Annotated in this window: 20 protein-coding genes and 1 tRNA gene; 4 read left to right on the forward strand and 17 right to left on the reverse strand. The window is 48.7% G+C overall.

The genetic code is table 11. The features are described from left to right. Positions 1-68: 68 nt before the first annotated feature. The gene (locus HGP28_RS14845; RefSeq protein ID WP_168837261.1) at positions 69-944 is read right to left on the reverse strand and encodes a LysR family transcriptional regulator; all 876 of its coding nucleotides are present in this window, start codon (positions 942-944) and stop codon (positions 69-71) included. Between the two features lie 312 nt (positions 945-1,256). Here HGP28_RS14845 and HGP28_RS14850 point away from each other — a divergent pair, with 312 nt between their 5' ends. Together HGP28_RS14850 and fghA are read left to right on the forward strand one after the other, a co-directional pair. Next, positions 1,257-2,405 (forward strand): S-(hydroxymethyl)glutathione dehydrogenase/class III alcohol dehydrogenase, encoded by a 1,149-nt coding sequence (locus HGP28_RS14850; protein ID WP_168837262.1) that lies wholly within the window; start codon positions 1,257-1,259, stop codon positions 2,403-2,405. A 21-nt stretch (positions 2,406-2,426) separates the two neighbouring features. Beyond that, complete coding sequence (fghA, locus tag HGP28_RS14855; RefSeq protein WP_168837263.1) at positions 2,427-3,269, forward strand: S-formylglutathione hydrolase; 843 nt, start codon at positions 2,427-2,429, stop codon at positions 3,267-3,269. 117 nt (positions 3,270-3,386) lie between these two features. On the opposite strand, the gene ybeD is transcribed toward fghA, so the two are convergent. The 10 genes from ybeD to leuS form a co-directional block, all read right to left on the reverse strand. Then, positions 3,387-3,665 carry a DUF493 family protein YbeD gene (ybeD, locus tag HGP28_RS14860; RefSeq protein WP_168837264.1) on the reverse strand — a complete coding sequence of 93 codons (279 nt, stop codon included), beginning with the start codon at positions 3,663-3,665 and terminating at the stop codon, positions 3,387-3,389. A gap of 214 nt (positions 3,666-3,879) precedes the next feature. Next, positions 3,880-5,052 (reverse strand): serine hydrolase, encoded by a 1,173-nt coding sequence (locus HGP28_RS14865; protein WP_168837265.1) that lies wholly within the window; start codon positions 5,050-5,052, stop codon positions 3,880-3,882. Between the two features lie 87 nt (positions 5,053-5,139). Beyond that, entirely contained in the window at positions 5,140-5,949 is an 810-nt protein-coding gene (locus HGP28_RS14870; RefSeq protein WP_168837266.1) for a septal ring lytic transglycosylase RlpA family protein, read from the reverse strand. Then, complete coding sequence (gene rodA / locus HGP28_RS14875) at positions 5,949-7,070, reverse strand: rod shape-determining protein RodA (protein ID WP_168837267.1); 1,122 nt, start codon at positions 7,068-7,070, stop codon at positions 5,949-5,951. Before rodA ends, HGP28_RS14870 begins: the two co-directional genes overlap by 1 nt. Next, complete coding sequence (gene mrdA, locus HGP28_RS14880; RefSeq protein ID WP_168837268.1) at positions 7,067-8,962, reverse strand: penicillin-binding protein 2; 1,896 nt, start codon at positions 8,960-8,962, stop codon at positions 7,067-7,069. The genes rodA and mrdA overlap by 4 nt, the downstream gene beginning before the upstream one ends. Positions 8,963-8,968: 6 nt before the next feature. Next, the gene (rlmH, locus tag HGP28_RS14885; protein WP_168837269.1) at positions 8,969-9,439 is read right to left on the reverse strand and encodes a 23S rRNA (pseudouridine(1915)-N(3))-methyltransferase RlmH; all 471 of its coding nucleotides are present in this window, start codon (positions 9,437-9,439) and stop codon (positions 8,969-8,971) included. Positions 9,440-9,442: 3 nt separating this feature from the next. Beyond that, positions 9,443-9,760: a ribosome silencing factor gene (gene rsfS, locus HGP28_RS14890; RefSeq protein ID WP_168837270.1), complete on the reverse strand. Its 318-nt coding sequence runs from the start codon at positions 9,758-9,760 to the stop codon at positions 9,443-9,445. 66 nt (positions 9,761-9,826) lie between these two features. Then, positions 9,827-10,843 carry a DNA polymerase III subunit delta gene (holA, locus tag HGP28_RS14895; protein WP_168837271.1) on the reverse strand — a complete coding sequence of 339 codons (1,017 nt, stop codon included), beginning with the start codon at positions 10,841-10,843 and terminating at the stop codon, positions 9,827-9,829. Positions 10,844-10,849: 6 nt separating this feature from the next. Beyond that, positions 10,850-11,371 carry an LPS-assembly lipoprotein LptE gene (locus HGP28_RS14900; RefSeq protein ID WP_168837272.1) on the reverse strand — a complete coding sequence of 174 codons (522 nt, stop codon included), beginning with the start codon at positions 11,369-11,371 and terminating at the stop codon, positions 10,850-10,852. A 366-nt stretch (positions 11,372-11,737) separates the two neighbouring features. Next, on the reverse strand, positions 11,738-14,326 hold the full coding sequence (leuS, locus tag HGP28_RS14905) for a leucine--tRNA ligase (RefSeq protein ID WP_168837273.1): 2,589 nt from the start codon (positions 14,324-14,326) through the stop codon (positions 11,738-11,740). Positions 14,327-14,448: 122 nt separating this feature from the next. Between leuS and HGP28_RS14910 the strand changes: the two genes are divergently transcribed. Next, entirely contained in the window at positions 14,449-14,919 is a 471-nt protein-coding gene (locus HGP28_RS14910; protein WP_168837274.1) for a zinc ribbon-containing protein, read from the forward strand. Between the two features lie 67 nt (positions 14,920-14,986). Here HGP28_RS14910 and lnt read toward each other — a convergent pair whose 3' ends face one another. The 5 genes from lnt to miaB form a co-directional block, all read right to left on the reverse strand. Continuing rightward, complete coding sequence (lnt, locus tag HGP28_RS14915) at positions 14,987-16,525, reverse strand: apolipoprotein N-acyltransferase (protein WP_168837275.1); 1,539 nt, start codon at positions 16,523-16,525, stop codon at positions 14,987-14,989. Positions 16,526-16,556: 31 nt separating this feature from the next. Then, positions 16,557-17,432 (reverse strand): CNNM family magnesium/cobalt transport protein CorC, encoded by an 876-nt coding sequence (gene corC, locus HGP28_RS14920; RefSeq protein WP_168837276.1) that lies wholly within the window; start codon positions 17,430-17,432, stop codon positions 16,557-16,559. A 189-nt stretch (positions 17,433-17,621) separates the two neighbouring features. Then, positions 17,622-18,083, reverse strand: a complete 462-nt coding sequence (gene ybeY / locus HGP28_RS14925; protein WP_168837277.1) for an rRNA maturation RNase YbeY — start codon at positions 18,081-18,083, stop codon at positions 17,622-17,624. Further along, the gene (locus HGP28_RS14930) at positions 18,084-19,211 is read right to left on the reverse strand and encodes a PhoH family protein (RefSeq protein ID WP_168837278.1); all 1,128 of its coding nucleotides are present in this window, start codon (positions 19,209-19,211) and stop codon (positions 18,084-18,086) included. It lies immediately after the preceding gene. Positions 19,212-19,282: 71 nt separating this feature from the next. After that, on the reverse strand, positions 19,283-20,707 hold the full coding sequence (gene miaB, locus HGP28_RS14935; protein ID WP_168837279.1) for a tRNA (N6-isopentenyl adenosine(37)-C2)-methylthiotransferase MiaB: 1,425 nt from the start codon (positions 20,705-20,707) through the stop codon (positions 19,283-19,285). Between the two features lie 403 nt (positions 20,708-21,110). On the opposite strand from miaB, the gene HGP28_RS14940 reads away from it, so the two are divergent. Then, entirely contained in the window at positions 21,111-22,265 is a 1,155-nt protein-coding gene (locus tag HGP28_RS14940; protein ID WP_168837285.1) for a 2-octaprenyl-3-methyl-6-methoxy-1,4-benzoquinol hydroxylase, read from the forward strand. 170 nt (positions 22,266-22,435) lie between these two features. Here the strand turns inward: HGP28_RS14940 and HGP28_RS14945 are convergent. Next, a tRNA-Leu gene (locus HGP28_RS14945) sits at positions 22,436-22,520 on the reverse strand. Between the last annotated feature and the right edge of the window lie 137 nt (positions 22,521-22,657).

A 22,657-nucleotide genomic window follows, 5' to 3' on the forward strand; every position in this document is an offset into this window, starting at 1 on the left:
TCTAAACCACAAGGCCAAGCTACTTTGCTTGGCCTTGTCATGTTTTCAATGGGCTGCATAATGTTGTATTAAGACGCAGCAAGGTGCTCGGTTAAGAAATCAATCAGCGCTCGAACTTTAGGAGAAAGGTTTCGATTTTGCGGGTAAAGCGCCCATATTCCCTCTTGCTCAGCGCGATAGTGACTGAGAACTTCCATCAAATCGCCGCACAAAAGGGCGTCTTGCACATAATAGTCAGGCAATTGCACTAACCCCAGACCACGCTTGGCCGCATCAACCAGTGCAAAGCCGCTATTGCATTTAATCCGACCACTGATGCGTAACGATTTGTCACGGCCTTGTTCGCGAAAGTGCCAAGTGTCGCTGCTGCCAATGAGGCACTGATGATGAGTGAGCTCAGACAAGGTATGCGGTTCACCAAATTGCTCTAAATAGCTGGTGCTAGCACAGACATAAAGCTGACGAGAGGCTAAGCGTTTCGCAATGAGTGAACAATCTTGCAGTCGTCCCAATCGAATCGCAATATCGAGCCCTTGCTCAATGAGATTGAGTTTTTGATTGGTGAGTAGCAGCTCAAGATCAACGAGTGGGTAGCGCTCAAGAAACTGGTGCAGCAGGGGGGCGAGATTCATTTCACCATAAGTGACAGGCGCAGTGACTCGAAGCAGCCCTTTGGGTTGTGATTGCATCTCGGTTACGGACAGTTCGGCTAACTCGAGACCTTCAACGAGGGGTTTGCAGTGCTGAAAGTAAATTCGTCCTGCTTCTGTGACGGAGACTTTACGCGTGGTGCGATGAAACAGTTTGACGGCTAACCGCTCCTCAAGGGCGGCGATCTTACGGCTCACCTGTGCCACTGATGTCTGTAATTTGGCCGCGGCCGCAGTAAAGCTTTGGGTTTCTGCCACCGCGACAAATTCACTCACGCCTTCCCAATGTCCCATGCCTTTTTACCTTATATATTGACTCACTTCGGTTCAATTGATGCCGCTTCACGCTGTTTGTAAAAGGGTGGGTTGAACGATTCGTTTGGAATGATAACCCAAGTTAGCGCTCTATTATTACATATAAGTAAAAATCCTTTTCATTTTGGTGGGATTATCATTTTTTGATTGCTCTCTAAAATTACAACATCCATGCACAGCAGCCAAACATCACTTAGGCACAGGCTGTGCCGAGTCGGTCTGTTGTATAAAAAAACTCAACCCATCCTATGATCAACTCGTGAAACTAATCCAAAGGTGAGGACACACTGAATGACAATTGAAATCAAACCCGGTCAAACCCACATCAAGTCAAAAGCGATGGTTGCGTGGGCCGCAGGTGAGCCATTAAAAATGGCCGAAGTGGATGTTGAGTTGCCAAAAGCGGGCGAAGTGCTGGTTCGCATTGTGGCAACCGGAGTTTGCCATACCGATGCGTTTACGCTATCGGGCGATGATCCAGAGGGTATTTTTCCTTCAATTTTAGGCCATGAAGGTGGCGGGATTGTTGAGATGGTCGGTGAAGGGGTCACCAGTGTGGCGGTTGGTGACCATGTGATCCCGCTTTACACCGCAGAGTGCGGCGAATGTAAATTCTGCAAATCGGGTAAAACCAATTTATGTCAGGCCGTACGTGAAACTCAAGGCAAAGGACTCATGCCCGATGGTACCAGCCGTTTTTCGCTCAATGGCGAAACCATCTACCACTATATGGGATGTTCGACATTTTCTGAATACACGGTGTTGCCTGAAATTTCGCTTGCCAAGGTAAATAAAGCGGCGCCATTAGAAGAGGTGTGCCTGTTAGGATGCGGTGTCACCACTGGCATGGGCGCCGTGCTTAATACGGCCAAAGTACAAGAAGGCGACACGGTCGCGATCTTCGGCTTGGGCGGCATTGGTTTGTCTGCGATTATCGGCGCACGTATGGCGGGTGCAAGTCGCATTATTGGTATCGATATCAACGAGAGTAAATTTGCGTTAGCCAAACAGCTTGGTGCGACGGACGTCATTAACCCACAAAACTTTTCCAGCCCAATTCAACAAGTGATCATCGATATGACAGACGGTGGTGTGGATTACTCTTTTGAGTGCATCGGTAACGTCAATGTCATGCGTCAAGCACTTGAGTGCTGTCATAAAGGTTGGGGTGAGTCGGTGATTATTGGTGTTGCTGGCGCAGGTCAGGAAATTGCAACGCGCCCCTTTCAACTGGTGACTGGCCGTGTGTGGCGAGGCTCTGCATTTGGTGGTGTGAAAGGTCGCAGCGAACTGCCGGGCATTGTTAATCAGTATCTAGCGGGTGAGTTTGGGCTGCAGGAATTTATTACTCATACCATGGCACTTGAAGAGGTGAACGAGGCGTTTGAGCTGATGCACAAAGGGGAATCGATTCGCACTGTGCTGCACATGGCTAAGTAACTCGCGTATCAAAGGGACATTATGATGCTTGAAAATATCAGTCAAAATAAAGTGGCTGAAGGATGGCATAAACAATATCGCCATTCATCGCGCGTGCTGAATTGTGATATGCGTTTTGCTATCTACCTTCCGCCCAACGCGACTCAGCACACACCTGTCCCCGTGCTATATTGGCTCTCAGGGTTAACTTGCACGGATGAAAATTTTATGCAAAAAGCGGCGGCGTTTAAGTCAGCCGCTGCGCTGGGAATTGCCATTGTTGCGCCAGATACCAGCCCGCGCGGCGAGCTGGTGGCGGATGATGACAGCTTTGATTTGGGGCAAGGGGCCGGTTTTTACCTCAATGCGACTCAGCCGCCTTGGAATACTCACTATCAAATGTTTGATTATGTGACTCAAGAGCTTCCTAGCATCATTGAAGCGCATTTCCTTGTGACTGACGTGAAGTCGATAGCAGGTCACAGTATGGGAGGGCACGGCGCGCTGATCGCAGGCTTGACGTTACCTGAGCAATATCGTTCGATTTCGGCATTTAGTCCAATTTGTCATCCAATGCAGTCACCATGGGGGCAAAAAGCGTTTAGTGCGTATTTGGGACAAGATACCACTCAATGGCGAAAGTATGACGCGTGTGAGTGGCTTAAATCGCGTAAAGCCACACTGCCAATACTGATTGATCAAGGCGACGCTGATAGCTTTTTGGCCGAGCAGTTGAAGCCAGAGACAGTGTTAGCCGCGGCAAAACTGTCGGGCAGTGAGGTTCAGTTACGAATGCACTCAGGTTACGATCATAGTTACTACTTCATCAGCAGTTTTATTGATGAGCACTTGGCGTTTCATGCGCGTTATTTACAAAGCACGTAAATCGAATTCTCTTCGAGAGTGGTCATGATTTTGTCCAATATCGGGGCGATTCACGAACTAATAAAAAAAGCAGCGCCTTAATGCGCTGCTTTTTTTAATCTTCTTAATGGCTTTGAATTAAAGCACCATACGAACGATGTCAATTTCACCTAGCTCTTTATAGAGCGTTTCTACCTGCTCAATAGAGGTGGCAGTGATATTCACCGACACTGCGTGGTAACTGCCTTTTGAGCTTGGCGTTACCTTCGGAATGTAGTCACCCGGCGCATGGCGTTGAATGACTTCCAATACTTTTTCTGGCAGTTCCGGCTTTGCATAGCCCATTACCTTGTAGGTAAACGAACAAGGAAACTCAAGAAGGTCTTTCAGTTTGGCATCTGAATTGATGTTGAGCATGCGTAACTCCAGTTGTAAATCGATAATGCCGCCGCATAGTACTGACAAACGTCAATGAACACAAGGGCAAAAAAACAGCGTTTTTACCATCAGAAAAAGCGTGCAGCTAGAATGACTCAAGCTGACCTAACGTGTGCGTTGCAAGTGAGTACTTACGCTCGTTGTCAGAGTGGCTTATTCGCCACTCTGTTCATAACAAGTTTATACGGCGTAGTTAGAAAAAGCTTTTAACCAACAGGACTAAATAATCCCAAAGGCGACTAAATAGACTGCCTTCATTTACGGTTTCTAGCGCCATCAAAGGGTATTGTGCGATATCTTGACCATCGACTTGATAGTAAAGCGTGCCGACAACATCGCCTTTTTGTATTGGAGCTTTTAGCTCTTTTTCCAATACGAAATTGGCTTGCAGATCTTTGGCTTGACCGCGAGGCAGGGTGACATAAGTGTCGCTATCTACCCCAAGCGCTACCGTATCTTGGCTGCCCATCCAAATTTTTTCATCGATGAAAGTTTCACCTGCTTTATGCGGCGCGACTGTTTCAAAGAAACGGAAACCGTAGCCCAGCAGTTTTTTGCTTTCCGCTTTACGTGCGTTAGCGTCTTTTGCGCCCATAACGACAGCAATCAAACGCATTTTGCCTTCAGTGGCAGAGCTGACGAGGCTGTATCCAGCATTGCTGGTGTGACCGGTTTTGATCCCGTCAACGTTCATGCTTTTATCCCACAATAGGCCGTTACGGTTGTATTGCGTAATGCCATTGTAGGTGTATTTTTTTTCAGAATAGATGCGGTACTCTTCAGGCACGTCGCGAATCAACGCTTGCGCCAGTAGCGCCATGTCGTAAGGAGTCGAATAAAGATCGTCGTGGTCAAGGCCATGAGCATTGGCAAAATGACTGTTGTTCATACCCAACGTTTCAGCCCAGGCATTCATCAAATCGACAAAAGCGTCTTCAGAGCCAGCGATGTGTTCTGCCATAGCAACGCAGGCATCGTTACCCGACTGCACGATGATCCCGCGGTTCAAATCTGCCACTTTGACCGATGTGCCGACTTCAATAAACATTTTCGACGAGTCAGGAAAGTTTTTAGCCCAAGCATTTTTACTAATGACCACGTCATCAGTCAGGGCAATATTGCCGCGTTCTAACTCTTGACCAACCACGTAACTGGTCATCATTTTGGTTAAGCTTGCTGGCGATAAACGCTCGTCCATGGCTTTTTCAGCCAAAACAGTGCCTGAATGGAAATCCATTAGGACATAACCTTTGGCCGCAATGGTCGGAGCGTCTGGTAAGACGGTTGGCGCTGCGTAGCTGAGCGATGATACGGTGGCTGAGAGTGCCAGAGTTGGCAACAGGAGCGACTTAGCGAATTTGTTCATAATACTTCATTGAATCGTTGCGTAGCTCGCGTTGAGCGAACTGGCGGAAAATTAGAGCGTCAACAGTAGTGAGTCACTTGGTGAATGTCAACGCGCGTTTGAATGACTTTTGATAAACGCCCCAGTATACCCCAATCCCGAGAGCCGCAGTAAGACTTCCTTTGTTAGGCTTTGGTCATCAAATGGCCCGAGCATTAACCGGTGTTGATCATTTTGACTTTCAACAAAACTTGTCACCTGTAAGGCGCTGGCGAGCTCGGTTCCTAGAGCCGCTAAGCGCTCTTTATGTGGTGATGAGGCGGTCTGAATGACGTATTGAGGCAAGCGTTTAAGCGCTTCTGCGCTGGTGGGCTTTTCGACCGTAATCACTTCAATCGCAACGCGGGCGGTTCCGCTTTGCAATACCCCTAATTTTTTTGCAGCGGCGTAGCTGAGATCAATAATGCGCTCGGGATGAAACGGGCCACGGTCGTTGACGCGAACCAAAGCGGTTTTATCGTTATCCAAATTACGCACTTTAACATAGCTCGGTAGAGGCAAGGTTTTATGCGCTGCCGTCATTGAATACATGTCGTAAATTTCACCGTTGGAGGTGAGGTGGCCTTGAAATTTTTCACCATACCAAGAGGCAATCCCCGTTTGAGTAAACCCTTTGGGCTGAGTGATAATTTCGTATCGTTCACCTCTTAAGGTGTAATCTTTGTTGCCACCTAAACTATATGGCTCGTAGCGTGGCTGCGCATCTTCAATGTGCTCGACCGGGATCGGAGCCGAAGGCGGAGTGTCATCGGTTAATTCGTAGCGCTCTTGAGAAGGGCTGCTGCAGCCAGTGAGCTGTAGCGTAAAGACACTAACGCTAATAAGCGCCAGTGCCGAAAAGCGAAATGATCGCGTCATTATGTGGCCTTTGAAAATGCTTTACGATGGGTGTGAATCGACATCAAAATCCCGAAACCGGCCATGAGCGTAACCATAGAGGTGCCGCCATAACTGATTAAAGGCAGTGGTACGCCGACCACAGGCAAAATGCCGCTGACCATACCGATGTTTACAAAAATATAGACGAAGAAACTTAATACAACACTGCCTGCCATCATACGGCCAAATGCGGTTTGCGCTTGACTGGCAAGATAGAGGCCACGGCCAATAATAAAGAGGTACAACCCAAGCAGAACCAAAAAGCCCACCATACCCCACTCTTCGGCAATGACCGCAAAAATGAAGTCGGTATGGCGCTCGGGTAAAAACTCGAGTTGCGATTGTGTTCCATGCAGCCAGCCTTTGCCTGAAATGCCGCCTGAACCAATGGCAATTTTACTTTGAATAATATGATAGCCGGCGCCCAGCGGGTCGGACTCAGGATCAAATAGCGTTCTTACCCGAACTTTTTGGTATTCACGCATTAAAAAGAACCACAAAATAGGCAGAAAAGCACCAAGCGACACCGCGGCGGCGGTGATCAATTTCCAACTGATCCCAGATAAAAAAATCACAAAAATACCTGAACCCGCAATCAAAATTGAGGTGCCGAGATCCGGTTGTTTAGCGATTAAAATGGTCGGAATACAGACCATTAATAATGCGACAATGATGGTTCCCAATTGCGGGGGGATTGCTCGACGACCAATATAGCGAGCCACCATAAGCGGCACCGCAAGCTTTAGTAACTCGGATGGTTGAAAGCGAACAAAGCCAAAGTTGAGCCAGCGCTGAGCGCCTTTAGAGGACTCACCAAAAAAGAGCACGCCGAGTAGCAAGAGAACGCCCCCGGCAAACATCAAGGGAGCGAGAGTTTCGTAAGTGCGTGGCGGAATTTGCGCTAAGACGACCATCACACCTGTAGCAAGCCCAATACGAACAATTTGGCGATCCATCATCGCCATATCTTGGCCGCTGGCGCTGTACATGATCATCAGGCCAAAGCTCATTAAAAGAAACAAGCCGAGCAGCATAGGTAAATCAAGGTGCATGCGCTCAAATAGTACGCGATTTTTACCGGTGGAAGGGTCCATTTTCATGATTTACTGGCCTTTTGCTCTGGCTTAGCAAGAATGATTTTATCAAAAATTTGGCGTACGACAGGGCCACCTTGTGATGATCCTCCTCCCGCGTTTTCAAGCACCACAGTGACAATGGCTTGCGGTTGGTCAACGGGAGCGTAACCGGTAAATAACGCGTGATCGCGCAGGTGTTCGGCAATTTCTTCCGCTTTATACTCTTCATCTTCACCCAGGCCAAAAACCTGAGCGGTCCCCGATTTACCCGCGCTACGATAGGCGGTATCAGCAAAGTGACGTCTTGCAGTGCCTTTGGCACCGTGATTCACCAGCATCATGCCTTGTTTGGCCAACTGCCAATAATGATTGGGCACGTTTTCAATTGGTGGGTAAGTTTCATAATCGGACAGTTGATGCTTTTCAAAGTCATCACTGTTATTGAGCGTTGCGCGCAGCAGGTGTGGCGCGCGCACGTTGCCCTCATTCACAAGCACAGACGTGGCTTTGGCAAGCTGCATGGGCGTTGCGGTCCAGTAACCTTGACCAATGCCCACCGGAATGGTGTCGCCCTTATACCAAGGGGTGCGATGGCGCGCCATTTTCCAATCGCGCGTTGGCATGTTGGCTTTGCTTTCTTCATGAATATCAATGCCGGTGTAGTCACCAAACCCAAACATCATCATCCAATTAGAAAGGCGGTCAATACCCATGTCGTAAGCAATTTGATAGAAGAAGGTATCGACTGACTCTTCAATCGACTTAACAATATCAACCCGTCCATGGCCCCAACGCAACCAGTCGCGAAACGGTCGTGTGTCTGAATTGGGAATTTTCCACCAGCCGGGATCGTTTCGAGTTGTTTTGGGCGTGATCACGCCTTCTTTTAAGGCGGCCACGGCGATAAATGGTTTAACCGTTGAAGCGGGAGGGTATACCCCGAGTGTGGAACGGTTGACCAATGGACGATTTTTATCATTGAGCAGTGCACTGTACGCTTTTGAGGAGATACCCCGTACAAACGCATTCGGATCGTAACTTGGGCTCGATACCATTGCGAGAACACCGTTATCCAGCGGATCAAGCACGACAGCGCTACCACGTCGACCATCGAGCAGCTGATGAACATAGAGCTGCAGCTCAATATCAAGATTGAGCACAATGTCTTTGCCTGCGATCGGTGGCTCGTATTTTAGAGTACGGATCACTCGCCCTTGGCTGTTGACTTCCACTTCTTGGTAGCCCGCGGTTCCGTGGAGTAAATCTTCGTAATATTTTTCAATGCCAAGCTTACCAATGTCCCGCGTGGCTTGATAATTTGAATCTTTCTCTTCTTTGATTAAGCGGCGCATATCGCGGTCGTTAATCCGTGACACGTAACCAATTACATGGGTTAACACATCGCCATAGGGGTAGTAGCGCTTAAGGTTTGCCGCAATTTCAACCCCGGGGAATCGATGCTGATTAACTGAAAAAACCGCCACTTGCGCTTCATTGATTTGGGTCAGTAGCGGAACAGATTTGAAACGGCGTGTGCGTTTACGCTCTTTTTCAAATCGAGCGATTTCGTCATCTGAGATAGGTAAAATGGTGCGCAGTTCGGCAATGGTTGCCGACATGTCTTTGATTTTTTCTGGCACAATTTCCAGGTTGAAGATCGGGCGATTTTCCGCAAGCAGTACGCCGTTACGATCGTAAATCAAACCGCGATTGGGCGCGATGGGCACAATTTTGATTCGGTTATCATTAGAGCGAGTCTGGTAATCCTGATATTGATTGACCTGAATGTGATACATATTGGCGACGAGCGCACCCATCAGCACCACGATGCCGAAAAAGGCGATGACAGCACGGCTGGCAAAGAGGCGTGCCTCGGCTTGATAATCACGAATTTGACTGCGGCGTTTGCGGATCATTAACGCTTATTCTCGATGGTAAGGGTGGTTAGTAGTGATGCTCCAAGCGCGATACAGGCTTTCTGCCATCACAATGCGCACCAATGGGTGGGGCAGTGTGAGTGGCGAAAGCGACCAGCTTTGTTCGGCGGCGGCCTTGCAAGCAGGCGCTAAGCCTTCTGGTCCGCCAATCAAAATAGAGACGTCACGGCCATCGTGCTTCCAAGCTTCAAGCTGTTCGGCTAATTGGGGCGTATCCCAGCGTTTTCCCGGAATATCGAGTGTCACAATACGCGCGCCTTTGGGAACGGCGGCCAGCATGGCTTCGCCTTCTTTTTGTAAAATACGGGCGATATCGGCGTTTTTGCCGCGTTTTCCTGCGGTAATTTCCACCAATTCTAGCGGCATGTCATGGGGAAAGCGGCGACGATACTCTTGAAAGCCTTCTTCAACCCATTTGGGCATTTTCGTGCCAACGGCGATAAGCTGAATTTTCAACGTTTAGCCCCACAGTTTTTCCAGCTGGTACATTGCGCGTGGCTCTTCTTGCATGACGTGAACCATAGCATCACCAAGGTCTAACACGACCCACTCACCCTCTTTTTCACCTTCCATACCAAGCGGTTCAACACCTTGTTTTTTAGCTTCATTCGCCACGTGTTCTGCAATAGACGCGACATGGCGTTTTGAGTTACCAGTACAGACAATCATGTAATCGGTGACGCTGGATTTGTCACTGACATCAAGAACGATGATCTCTTCTGCTTTCATATCGTCGGCTTTATCGGCTAAAAAGTCTTTTAATGTTTCACCAAGCACAAGGGCTCCTTAATGGTTTTGCTGTTGTCGAAAGAAGGCGCGCACTATAGCACGGTTTTGCCCAGGTTATCCTAGCGCAATGTCAGGGATGCACATTTCAATGCTCAGTTGATGGACTAGCGGCCAGACCGATTGTTCGTAATCGGTTTTGGCGACGACTTCAGCCTGAGCCAGTAAGCGAGTCAGCCGTTGCAATTTTTTGAGGGGCAGCCTTGTTAACGCCGCGTGATAGAGCGGGCGCTTGTTTTGCCACACACGATATTTCTCATACACTTGTGGCAATGGCATTTGTTGACTCTCTCGCTGCATTGCCATGAGCTGCTTGAGTTCTTTTTGGATTGTACGAAGTAAAATGACCGCTTCAACGCCTTCTGCATTCAATTGACGTAAAATGCGTTCGGCGCGTGAGGCTTTTCCGGCCAACAGAGCGTCAATCCAATGAAACGCGGTAAAATGATTATGACGACTCAACGCGTTTTCGACTCGCAAGAGCGTCAGTTCACCGTCTGGGTAGAGGAGCGCTAGCTTTTCAAGGCTCTGACTGAGTGCCAATAGATTGCCTTCATGCCACTGTGCCAGCATTTGCAATGTTTCGCGATCCGGTTTGAGTCCCAACTGGGTACAGCGCTGCTGAACAAATTGAGGCAGACGCGCGAGATCGGGAGTGAGGCAACTGACCCATAGTCCGTCTTGATTGAGCGCTTTAAACCATTTGGTATTTTCTTGTGCTTTGGTTAATTTCTGGCCGATAAGCACCACCAACACGTCAGGATTTAGGCGTGATGGCAATTCAGTTAAGGCTTGAGTGATATTGGCATTGAACGTCGCATCCGGTAGCTCTATCTCAATCAATTGGCGGGTTGAGAATAGGCTTAAAGCTTGAGTGCAGTCCCAAACCGCTTGCCAATCAAATTGTGTGTCGACGGTGAAACGATGCCGCTCATCAAAGCCTTGCTGTTTTGCGGCACTCGCGATAGCGTCGCGACTTTCTTGCAGTAATAACAGCTCATTACCAAACACTAAATAGAGTGGCCGCAGCCCTTTTGCTAGCTGTTCGTGCAGCCGCTCGGCAAAAACGCGCATTACCGATTACTCTTGATTGTCAGCACTAAATTGCTGATGTTTCACTTGAGCGAGCTGACGCATCATTTGAGCGGCAGCTTGGCTGCGCATCTCTTCCTCAATGACGTCGCGCTCGACCGATTTTGCGAGTGCGGTAAGTGGGTTATCCAGATAGCTGCGACTCACTGAGGTGGAAAAGGTGTCGCTTCCCACGTTGGGCAACGTCACGCGATAGTGAACCACGTAAGTCAGTTCTTTTTCGGCCACTCGGCCATTTTGATAAAGCGAAAGTGTGCGCTCATCAATCGATTCTGACATGAGATGCAGGCTAGGAATATTTTCTGCTGGCAGCACCAGACGCACTTTATTGAGCTGCAATTGCTCTTTAACATTGCGGCTCAGTGGGCCATATTCGTCGCTGCTGGTCAGAGATAGAGTATCGAGTTCATTGGGTACGGTGTAATTATCACGTAAATGAAAACCACAGGCCGTTAGATGACTGGCGAGCAGTGCGATAACAGAGAGTTTGAGCATACGTTGCAAACGCATTGGAAGGGTCTTCCTTACATAAAAGATTTATCTAAAACCACTGGGTTTGACTCAGTGAACCGCTTTTGGTTCAGTGGGCACTTGATTTGGTGCTAGGCAGTGGGCTGAGATAAATCAAACGATAGATTATGCCAAATAATCAGCGGTGCTTTTGTGCGGTATGGCACTTGTAAGAGTTAAAATAGGAGTAAAAAGGCATATACCCATCCTACTTGAAGTTGCAGGCTTGTTAGCCGGCTCTTACAGGCCTCATCACATAGCTTATCTATGCGCAGAGGCTCTGTTCGTTTGCCGCCTACCTGCAACTTCGTGTTGTTTGGGTACAGCTCAAGTGTATTGAGCCTATGCCTTTTCGTGTTGCGTCACTTAGCTCACAACGATATTGAGCAATTTACCCGGGACGTAAATGACTTTGCGTACGGTGAGCGCTTCAGTGAATTTGACCACGTTGTCATCCGCTAGGCCAATCGCTTCTACTTCGTCCTTTGTGGCTGAGGCTGAAACGGTAATTTTCGCTCGTACTTTCCCGTTCACTTGAACGACGATGAGCTTTTCATCTTCAACCAGTGCGCTGGCATCAAACGTTGGCCATGCGGTGGTATCAATGCTTTCAATCGACGCATCGCCTTGTCCTAGTGCTTGCCACATTTCAAAGCAGATGTGCGGTGTGATTGGGTAAAGCATCACGACAACAGCCTTTAACGCTTCGTCCAAAATCGCGCGATCTTGCGCTGACTCTTGTGGCGCTTTCGTGAGCTTATTCATCAGCTCCATGATTGCCGCAATGGCGGTATTGAACGTTTGACGACGCGCAATATCATCGCTCACTTTCGCGATGGTTTTGTGAACATCACGACGTAGCGCTTTTTGGTCGCCGGTCAGTGCGTTGGTGTCGATAGCGTCAACCGCACCTAGGTCGGTGTGCTCTTTAACCAATTTCCAAATGCGGCGTAGGAAGCGGTTTGCCCCTTCAACACCAGACTCTTGCCACTCTAGTGTCATATCGGCTGGTGATGCGAACATCATAAACAGGCGTACCGTGTCTGCGCCGTATTTATCAACCATCTCTTGTGGGTCAATGCCGTTGTTTTTCGACTTTGACATTTTGATCATGCCAGAGTGTTCAACGCTGCGACCTTGCGCGTCCACTGCCGAGGTGATTCGGCCTTTGCCGTCACGTTCGACTTTGACTTCTGTTGGTGCGATCCACTCTTTCGTGCCTTTTTCGTTAGTGTGGAAAAACGCATCAGCCAATACCATGCCTTGGCATAGTAATTTTTTGAACGGTTCGTCTGATGTGACGTAGCCCGCATCACGCAATAGTTTGTGGAAGAAGCGTGAGTAGAGTAGGTGCATTACCGCATGCTCAATACCACCAATGTACTGATCAACAGGAAGCCAGTAATTGGCTTGGTCTGCATCTAGAATGTCATTGGCTTTTGGCGAGCAGTAGCGCGCGTAATACCAAGATGACTCCATAAAGGTGTCAAATGTATCGGTTTCACGCAGTGCTGGCGCGCCGTAGTAAGTGGTTTTAGCCCACTCTTTATCGGCTTTAATCGGGCTAGTAACGCCGTCCATTACCACATCTTCAGGCAGCAGCACAGGTAACTGATCCGCAGGCACTGGATGAACTTGACCATCTTCAGTCGTGACCATTGGAATCGGTGCACCCCAGTAACGCTGGCGAGAAACACCCCAGTCACGAAGACGGAAGTTGACGGTTTTATGCCCTTTGCACTCTTGATGCAATTTGTCTGCAATCGCGTCAAACGCGGCTTTGAACTCTAGGCCATCAAATTCACCTGAGTTGAAAAGCACGCCTTTTTCGGTGTAAGCCATGTCTGAAATGTCCAGCGCGCTGCCGTCTGCTGGCTGAATCACAGGCACAATATCAAGGCCATACTTGGTGGCAAATTCGTAGTCGCGTTGGTCATGCGCAGGCACAGCCATCACGGCACCAGTACCGTAATCCATCAAAACAAAGTTTGCGACGTAAATCGGGACTTCACGGCCGTTTAGTGGATGAATGGCAGTAAGGCCAGTGGCCATGCCTTTTTTCTCCATGGTCGCCAATTCTGCTTCAGCCACTTTGGTGTGTTTACACTCTTCAATGAAAGCAGCAAGCTCAGGATTGGATTGCGCGGCAATGGTGGCCAGTGGGTGACCAGCAGCGATTCCCACGTAAGTCACCCCCATGAGCGTGTCTGGGCGAGTGGTGTACACTTCCAAATCAGCTTGGCCTGCGACAGCAAACTTAAGTTCAACCCCTTCAGAGCGACCAATCCAGTTGCGCTGCATGGTTTTAACCATTTCTGGCCAGCCATCAAGGGTCTCTAAATCGTCGAGTAGTTCTTGAGCGTAAGCGGTGATCTTAATAAACCACTGTGGAATCTCTTTTTGCTCGACAATGGTGTCACAGCGCCAGCAACGACCATCTTCAACTTGTTCATTGGCAAGAACCGTCTGGTCATTTGGGCACCAGTTTACTGAAGCGGTCTTCTTGTAAACCAAGCCTTTTTCATACAGTTTGGTGAAAAACTCTTGCTCCCAGCGATAGTATTCTGGCGTACAAGTCGCAATTTCACGGCTCCAGTCATAGCCAAAACCAAGCAGTTTAAGCTGGTTTTTCATGTACTCGATGTTTTCATACGTCCATGGTGCTGGCGCGATTTTATTTTTGACAGCGGCGTTCTCAGCAGGCAAGCCAAACGCGTCCCAACCAATCGGTTGAAGGACGTTTTTGCCTTGAAGGCGCTGAAAGCGAGACACGACATCACCGATGGTATAGTTGCGCACGTGACCCATGTGCAGTCGGCCACTTGGGTAGGGGAACATAGAAAGACAGTAGAATTTCTCTTTGTTTGGGTCTTCACTTACAACAAAGGTTTTGTTCTCATCCCAGTGCTGCTGAACTTTCTGTTCAATATCTTGAGGATTGTATTGTTCTTGCATCGATGATATCCGTTTATCTTGGAATTTGTGAGTTCAGTTAGAACAGACAGGTTTTGATCAGCATAGAATACCTAAAGCCAGTGAGCACAACAATAGCCAATCTGATCCGCAGGAGGTTTGCTATGGCGAAACGCAAGTCAGGTTACGAAGAAATGCTGCAAGATGTGATTGAAACACTCAAACACAGTCCCGATGAAGTGCAGCGTGTTATTGAATCCTCAGAAAAAGTGGTTTCTGCGGCCAACGATATGACCAAAGATGAGTTAGCGCTCATTTCAGCTTATGTGCGCGCGGATTTAAAAGCGTTTGCTGATGAATATCAAGAGAGTAAAAGTGGTCCGTTTTATCTAACGATTGCGGATTCAATTTGGCAAGGGCTACTGGAAATTACCGACCGTACTAAAGTCGAATGGGTTGAGCTGTTTGATGATTTGCAACATCAAGGGGTGTATGAGGCCGGCGAGGTGATTGGTCTTGGTACATTAGTGTGCGAAACGTGCGGCCATAAAATGACTTACATTCACCCAACCGTCATCATTCCTTGTATTCAGTGCGGTCATCACCACTTCGTTCGTCAATCGCTAGAGCCGTAAGCTGGTTTTGAGCTCTGGCGCAATTTTGCGCCAGAGCAATAGGTTACCACGTGATGATGTTGCGATGTTATTCAGTCGCTTCGCAAGGGGCTTGGCGCTGGCGTTTGGCGAAGATAGCCATCGCGAGCGCTGCAATGACCCAAAGGTAAATCGGCAGTGTGCCCCAGCGCTGGTATGGGGTTTGCCCGCGTGTCGGAGTGAGTTCTGCGCGTAACACAGCGGTCTCAAATTGCGGAATGGTCGCAACGACGGTACCTGTATGGTCCGTCACCGCAGTGATCCCGTTATTGGTGGAACGTATCAAAGGCTTACCCAGTTCGAGCGCCCGCATTCGAGCAATTTCCATATGTTGAATTGGCCCAATCGAGGCACCAAACCACGCATCATTAGATAATGTGAGTAAGAAATCGGTCTCGTCAGTGACATTCGCTCGCACTTGTTCGTTAAAGATGATTTCGTAGCACAGTGCGGGCGCAAGATGACGCTCATTGGCAATGATATTGGGTTGGACAAAATCACCACGACTGAATGACGACATCGGCAAATTGAAAAATGGCGCAATCGGGCGCAGTAACTCGCCAAAGGGCACGAATTCACCAAAGGGCAATAGATGGTGCTTATTGTAACGTTCACTCAAATCAAAACGATATTCGTCTTGAGGCGTTACGCCTAACGCCAGAATGCTGTTATAGAACTGACCATTGCTTGCTTGATTGACCACGCCTGTCACCACGGCGCTGTTGTTCATTTTGGCGGCGCTGTTGAGATTGCTCAAAAACGATGGGATCTCAATTTCAAAGGCGGGGATTGCCGCTTCTGGCCAAATGATAATATCAGCGTCCCAGTTTTCGCGACTGAGGTCGGTGTATTTCATGATAGTCGGCCAGCGTTGGTGAGGCGCCCATTTCAATTCTTGGGCAATATTGCCTTGGATCAACGCAATTGAGGTGGTGTTATCGCGCATCGGCGTAACCCACTGTATTGGCTTGAGTGCCCAAATGGCGGCCGCAATCAGTGCAATCAACGCTAGTGACATATAGCGTCTGCTTAGCACGGCATAAGATAAAGCGCCGGCGATACTCACCATGAGTAAGGTGATCAGTTCAACGCCACCAATCGGCGCGAAAACCGACAGTGGGGCGTCAATTTGGCTATAGCCAAGCCATAACCAAGGGAATCCGGTCATCACCCAGCCACGAAGCCAATCACAAACCAGCCACAGAGCCGGGGCAGCAAGCAGCAAATTTATCGCGCGGACCTGAGCAAAATAGCGCTGATACACGCCAGCAAAAAGCGCGGGGTAAATGGCAAGGTAGGCGATTAACCCGCCCATAAGGAACAGGTTTGCAATGATGGGCATACCACCAAAATTGGCGATGCTGACATAAACCCAACTGATACCAGTGGCAAATTGACCCAATCCCCAAAAGTACCCAATCATTAATGCGTGCTTTGGTCGCTGCTGGTGGATCAGCAGGAGTAACATCATGGGGCTTAAAATGGCGATTGGCCAAATTTGAAATGGCGCAAAGGCCAAGGTGGTGAGTGCGCCAACAAAAGCGGCCGCAACGGGCCGCTTGAGGCGATGAACAATGGATAGTTTCATCTAATTTTAGTATCCCAGACGGGAGTTGGCTTTAGTCTTCGCTGGATTCCGCGGCCGTTTCTTCATCAGGAATGGTGACCTGAAGCTGAATGATTCGGCGGTTATCGGCAGCCGTAATTTTGAAATTGTAGCCAGAAATATCGATAACTTCACCACGACTTGGAAGGTGGCCCAATGCGGTCATGACCATGCCGCCAATGGTGTCGACTTCTTCATCGCTAAATTGCGTATTGAAGGTGTCGTTGAAGTCTTCAATGGTTGTCAGTGCTTTTACTGAGTAGGTATGTTTGCTGAGCTTACGGATATCCGCATCTTCATCTTCATCAAACTCATCTTCAATATCGCCGACAATCTCTTCGAGAATGTCTTCGATAGTGACCAGTCCAGAGACGCCGCCAAACTCATCGACCACAATGGCCATATGATAGCGCTCTTCACGGAACTCTTTTAGCAGTCGGTCAACCCGTTTGCTTTCAGGGACTACGACCGCCGGACGAATCACCTCTTCGATGTCAAACGGTGAACAGCCAGAGCCTAAATATTTGAGTAAGTCCTTCGCAAGCAGAATGCCTTCAACATGATCTTTGTCTTCGCTGATCACCGGATAGCGCGAGTGTTGCGCGTCGGTGATAAGGGCCACTAGAGTGTCGAGATCGTCAGTGCGCTCAACTGTGACCATTTGCGAACGCGGGATCATGATGTCGCGCACACGCATTTCAGCAATTTCCATCACCCCCTCAAGCATGTCGCGGGTGTCATGGTCAATCAGATCATTCACTTCAGAATCACGAATGACATCAACCAGCTCTTGGCGATCTTTCGGCTCTCCTTGAAATAGTTGACCTAGGCGTTCAAAGAAGGACTTTCGACTCGGACCTTCAGAATTTTGAGAATTATCGTCGCTCATTGTTTCTCTAATAAATAACGCTATCAAATGTGTGATAGCACACGTGCCGTCTCAACCCACTTAGCAGCGTTGAATCTGCCTTGATGGATGATTCGGCGGGCACTTGGATATATCAACAAGGCCGCATTCAGTGCCTTCTCACGCTCATTACCAAAACGATGTTCCGGTGCGCGAGAAAGCGAGTTTGGTTTATTTTTCTGCGCTGTAAGGGTCTTCAAACCCCATAGACTGCATGATTTCGGTTTCTAACGCTTCCATTTCGTCAGCATCGCTGTCCTCAATGTGATCATAACCTAGCAGATGCAAACTGCCATGTACAACCATGTGCGCCCAATGAGCGTTGAGTGGTTTATGCTGATCTTGTGCTTCTTGCTCAACAACTTGGCGACAGATGATTAAGTCACCAAGTAAATCAAGCTCAAGCCCAGGAGGCGCTTCGAATGGAAAAGACAATACATTGGTTGGCTTATCTTTACCACGATAATCTCGATTCAATTGGTGACTTTCTGTTTCATCAACAATGCGAATCGTCACTTCTGCTTCGGGCTGAAATGGCAAAATTGTGGTGTCGAGCCAATGCTGTAGCTCGGTGTCACTGGGAAGGCCATGTTCGTTCTCAGTGGCTATCTGTAAATCGAGTACCACGCTCATTTAGTGCTCCTCAGAAGGGGCGTCATTGGCTGGAACTGCGTCGTCATTGCGAGCTGCAGCAAGTTCGGCTTTGGCCGCATCAAGCAATTTGGCATCGCGCTCTTCTCGGCGGCGCTGCTCATTTGCTTTGCGCTCTTTTTGATCTTGCGCTTCCCATTTTTCATAGGCATTAACAATGCGCGCAACCACGGGGTGGCGCACGACATCATCGGCCTGGAAGAAATTAAAACTGATCTCTTCAACGTCACTAAGCACTTCAACGGCATGGCGCAGACCGGAGCGTGCGCCGCGTGGCAAATCGATTTGTGTGACATCGCCCGTGATCACAGCGCGTGAATTAAATCCAATGCGTGTTAAGAACATTTTCATCTGTTCAACGGTGGTGTTTTGGCTTTCATCCAAAATGATGAAGGCATCATTCAGCGTGCGTCCTCGCATGTAAGCCAGTGGCGCGACTTCAATGACATTACGTTCAATGAGCTTTTCCACGCGTTCAAAACCGAGCATTTCAAAGAGAGCGTCGTAGAGTGGTCTTAAATACGGGTCCACTTTTTGACTCAGATCGCCAGGAAGAAAGCCCAGCTTTTCGCCTGCTTCAACCGCAGGACGCGTGAGCAAAATGCGGCGGATTTCTTGGCGCTCTAGAGCATCGACCGCAGCGGCAACCGCTAGATAAGTTTTGCCTGTCCCTGCTGGACCAATTCCAAAGGTAATATCGTGCGTAACCATGTTGACCAGATACTGCGCTTGGTTAGCAGTGCGAGGCTTGATCACCCCTTTTTTGGTCTTAATGAAGACTTCTTTACCATGAGCAATATTGGATTCGCTGGTTTGCTCAAGCACGCCAGACTCTTTGATCGCCAAATGGACCTGCTCAGGTTCGATATCTGCGATAGTGCCACGCACGGGAGCGGTATTGACGTAAAGGGTTTTCAGAATGTCGAGCGCTGCCGCCGCAGTATGAGCTTTGCCCACAATGGTGAAAAAATTGCTGCGGTAATTAATTTCAACACCGAGACGGCGCTCAAGGTGTTTGATGTTGTCGTCAAACGGCCCGCACAGGCTGGCGAGGCGTTGGTTATCAACTGGCTCTAAATCAATTTCAAGGGTGACGATTTTATTACTCAAGGGAGGCCTCTCAAGGTTGCCAATGGAAAAAAGCCCGATTGCGACCGGGCTTTTATGGCGTTATGTTTTATTTAAGGCGTAAATGTAGCAACACCCAGCGCGTCTTCACGGCGAGTGTTAGCCATCATCTGGGTCGGGGAGATCACGCTGCGTAGATCCATCTCTTTTTCGGTGCGAACGATTTCGCCGCGTAGAGAGTTGGCAAATACGTCGACAATTTTCACATCGACAAATTGTCCGATCAAATCAGCAGAGCCTTCAAAGTTAACCACGCGGTTATTTTCAGTACGAGCACGCAGTTCCATCAGGTTTTTCTTTGATGGCCCTTCAACAAGAACGCGTTGCTCGGTACCTAGCATTAAACGCGAATAGCGCATGGCTTGTCCGTTGATGGTTTGCTGAAGCTCATACAGACGCTCTTTTTTCACCTCTTCAGACAGATCGCAAGGGTAATCTGCTGCAGGTGTGCCTGGGCGTGGTGAAAAAATAAAGCTAAAGCTCATGTCAAAATCGACGTCTTTGATAAGTTTCATCGTATCTTGGAAGTCTTTATCAGTTTCACCAGGGAAGCCGACAATGAAGTCCGAGCTGATTTGAATATCAGGGCGAGCTTTGCGCAGTTTTCGAATGATCGACTTGTACTCAATCGCTGTGTGAGGACGCTTCATCATGGTCAAAATACGATCACTACCGCTTTGTACTGGTAAGTGAAGGAAACTCACCAGCTCAGGTGTGTCTTCGTACACCGCAATGATGTCATCAGTAAATTCCAATGGGTGGCTGGTGGTGAAGCGAATACGGTCGATACCATCAATGGTCGCGACAAGACGCAACAAATCCGCAAAGCTGCAGATCTCGCCATCGTGCATTGGGCCACGGTAAGCGTTCACATTTTGGCCTAGCAGGTTCACTTCACGTACGCCTTGCTCAGCAAGTTGGGCGATTTCATAAAGTACATCGTCCATCGGACGGCTAACTTCTTCGCCGCGGGTGTAAGGCACGACACAGTAAGTGCAGTATTTTGAGCACCCTTCCATAATGGAAACAAAGGCAGTGGCACCTTCTGCGCGAGGCTCAGGCAAACGGTCAAATTTCTCAATCTCGGGGAAAGAGATGTCCATGACAGGCGCTTCATTTTGCTGAGATTGTTTGATCATCTCTGGCAGGCGATGCAGTGTTTGTGGACCAAAAATCACGTCAACGTAGGGCGCGCGTTCGCGAATGTGGTCGCCTTCTTGAGTGGCAACACAGCCACCCACACCAATAACCACACCGGCTTTTTTATCTTTGAGGGTTTTCCAGCGACCTAGCTGGTGAAACACTTTTTCTTGAGCCTTTTCACGAATTGAACAGGTGTTAAGTAGAAGAACATCTGCTTCCTCAGGATCTTCTGTTAGCTCATAGCCGTTTGCAGCATTAAGCAGGTCGGCCATTTTAGACGAATCGTATTCGTTCATCTGGCAGCCCCAGGTTTTAATTAGCAGTTTCTTACTCATTTCAACGTCGCTCGTGTTAATACTGAAATTATAGTTATACCCACTAGGCTTTCTCCGCTTAAGAGTGTTTTCTCTATCAGCTTTGCCATATAGTTTGGGTATATACCCGTCCTATTTGAAGTCGCAGGGGTGTTGACGGGCACTCACAAACCTCATCACATAGTCTATCTATGCTCAGAGGCTTTGTTCGCTGGTCGCCTACCTGCATCTTCAAGTAGTTTGGGTATAGGTTGTGACCATAAAGGTGACAAGCCGCGTATTGTACTGCTTTAAAAACGGGCATGCTAGCACCACAGGCCTTGGTGGTCGATTTTTGTTCAATTAATTCTAAAGCTGTGCATTTGTCGATAGGCATGGTGAAATAGTGCCAAAGGTGATAACAACACAAAATACGGGACGCATTATGATGCAATATGATGTTGCCATCGTTGGGGGTGGTATGGTTGGGGCCGCATTGGCGCTGGGGCTTGCCGCTCAGGGGCGGCGTATTGTTATGGTGGAAGGCCAAGCTCCGACACCGTTTGAGCAGAGCCAACCCATGGACTTGCGTGTTTCCGCAATCTCGCACGCTTCTCAGCAGTTATTAGCAAAGCTGGGCGCGTGGCCACATATTAGTGCGATGAGAGTGTGTCCTTATCGTCGCCTTGAAACTTGGGAGTGGGCGGATTGCCGCACGCGTTTTCATGCGGATGCTCTTGGGTTGAGCCAACTTGGCTATATCATTGAAAATCGTGTGGTGCAGTTAGGGCTGTGGCAAGCGTTGACGAATTTTCCGAATGTGACCATTTTGTGCCCTGAGCGTTTGGCCGATTTGGATTTAACTGCATTACCGGTGTTGACGTTAGACAGTGGTGAGCAGTTGACCGCACATTGGGTGATTGGGGCAGATGGCGCAAACTCACCCGTTCGCACCATGGCCGGCATTGGTGTAACGGCATGGGACTACCGTCAGCATTGTTTACTTATCAATGTTGAAACTGAGTTGCCTCAGCAAGATATTACTTGGCAGTGGTTTACGCCAAGTGGCCCACGGGCATTTTTGCCATTGCCGGGCAATCGAGCTTCACTGGTTTGGTACGATACCCCAGCCCACATCGCACAGCTTCAAGCGCTTAATGATGAACATCTACGCCAAGCTATTTTAGAACATTTCCCGTCTGAACTTGGTAAGGTTCAAGTGGTGTCGCGCGGTGCCTTTCCGTTAACACGTCGCCATGCACAGCATTATGTCAAACAGCGCGCGATATTAGTTGGAGATGCGGCTCATACGATTAATCCGCTAGCGGGGCAGGGTGTCAACTTGGGTTTCAAAGACGTTGAAAGCGTTTTAGCTATGTTTTCAGAGGCGACCGATATTGAACACATCAATGTTGCGTCTTATCCGCGTGCTCGCCGTGCGGATAATCTAATGATGCAAGCCGGAATGGATGTGTTCTATTTGGGCTTTAGCTCTTCACTGCCACCAGTTAAATGGTTACGTAACACAGTATTGAGGGTTGCTGAGCAAACGGATTTGGTGAAAACCCAAGTATTAAAGTATGCCGTTGGCCTAAAATAACGCGCAGTGCTGCTGAGCCGGCGCAGTCCGCACGCTTTTCTTTCGCGTATCGAGATAAGTGATGCTGGATTGCGAACGGTATCAGCAGATAGGTGGGTAACAAGAGAATAATCAAACGCCATTGCGCAGGCACAAAAAAACCAGCCTGAGCTGGTTTTATTTATTTGATATGGTGCGGAAGGAGAGACTCGAACTCTCACACCTTGCGGCGCCAGAACCTAAATCTGGTGCGTCTACCAATTTCGCCACTTCCGCGTTGTTGATACCGGTCATCATTCAGATAACTTGATATCAGTCATTATCACTTGCGCAATAATGAAAAATAATGGCAGGTCTACCTGGATTCGAACCAGGGAATGACGGGATCAAAACCCGTTGCCTTACCGCTTGGC

The sequence above is a fragment of the Vibrio agarilyticus genome (assembly GCF_012641465.1).
GTDB lineage: Bacteria > Pseudomonadota > Gammaproteobacteria > Enterobacterales > Vibrionaceae > Vibrio > Vibrio agarilyticus.

Coding starts and splice junctions, on each gene's coding strand:
- ybeY (WP_168837277.1), bottom strand. CDS start 18,083: ATGAGCGTGGTACTCGATTTACAGATAGCCACTGAGAACGAACATGGC.
- HGP28_RS14940 (WP_168837285.1), top strand. CDS start 21,111: ATGATGCAATATGATGTTGCCATCGTTGGGGGTGGTATGGTTGGGGCC.
- mrdA (WP_168837268.1), bottom strand. CDS start 8,962: ATGATCCGCAAACGCCGCAGTCAAATTCGTGATTATCAAGCCGAGGCA.
- holA (WP_168837271.1), bottom strand. CDS start 10,843: ATGCGCGTTTTTGCCGAGCGGCTGCACGAACAGCTAGCAAAAGGGCTG.
- miaB (WP_168837279.1), bottom strand. CDS start 20,707: ATGAGTAAGAAACTGCTAATTAAAACCTGGGGCTGCCAGATGAACGAA.
- HGP28_RS14845 (WP_168837261.1), bottom strand. CDS start 944: ATGGGACATTGGGAAGGCGTGAGTGAATTTGTCGCGGTGGCAGAAACC.
- ybeD (WP_168837264.1), bottom strand. CDS start 3,665: ATGCTCAACATCAATTCAGATGCCAAACTGAAAGACCTTCTTGAGTTT.
- fghA (WP_168837263.1), top strand. CDS start 2,427: ATGATGCTTGAAAATATCAGTCAAAATAAAGTGGCTGAAGGATGGCAT.
- rodA (WP_168837267.1), bottom strand. CDS start 7,070: ATGAAAATGGACCCTTCCACCGGTAAAAATCGCGTACTATTTGAGCGC.
- HGP28_RS14900 (WP_168837272.1), bottom strand. CDS start 11,371: ATGCGTTTGCAACGTATGCTCAAACTCTCTGTTATCGCACTGCTCGCC.
- HGP28_RS14865 (WP_168837265.1), bottom strand. CDS start 5,052: ATGAACAAATTCGCTAAGTCGCTCCTGTTGCCAACTCTGGCACTCTCA.
- HGP28_RS14850 (WP_168837262.1), top strand. CDS start 1,257: ATGACAATTGAAATCAAACCCGGTCAAACCCACATCAAGTCAAAAGCG.
- lnt (WP_168837275.1), bottom strand. CDS start 16,525: ATGAAACTATCCATTGTTCATCGCCTCAAGCGGCCCGTTGCGGCCGCT.
- corC (WP_168837276.1), bottom strand. CDS start 17,432: ATGAGCGACGATAATTCTCAAAATTCTGAAGGTCCGAGTCGAAAGTCC.
- HGP28_RS14870 (WP_168837266.1), bottom strand. CDS start 5,949: ATGACGCGATCATTTCGCTTTTCGGCACTGGCGCTTATTAGCGTTAGT.
- leuS (WP_168837273.1), bottom strand. CDS start 14,326: ATGCAAGAACAATACAATCCTCAAGATATTGAACAGAAAGTTCAGCAG.
- HGP28_RS14910 (WP_168837274.1), top strand. CDS start 14,449: ATGGCGAAACGCAAGTCAGGTTACGAAGAAATGCTGCAAGATGTGATT.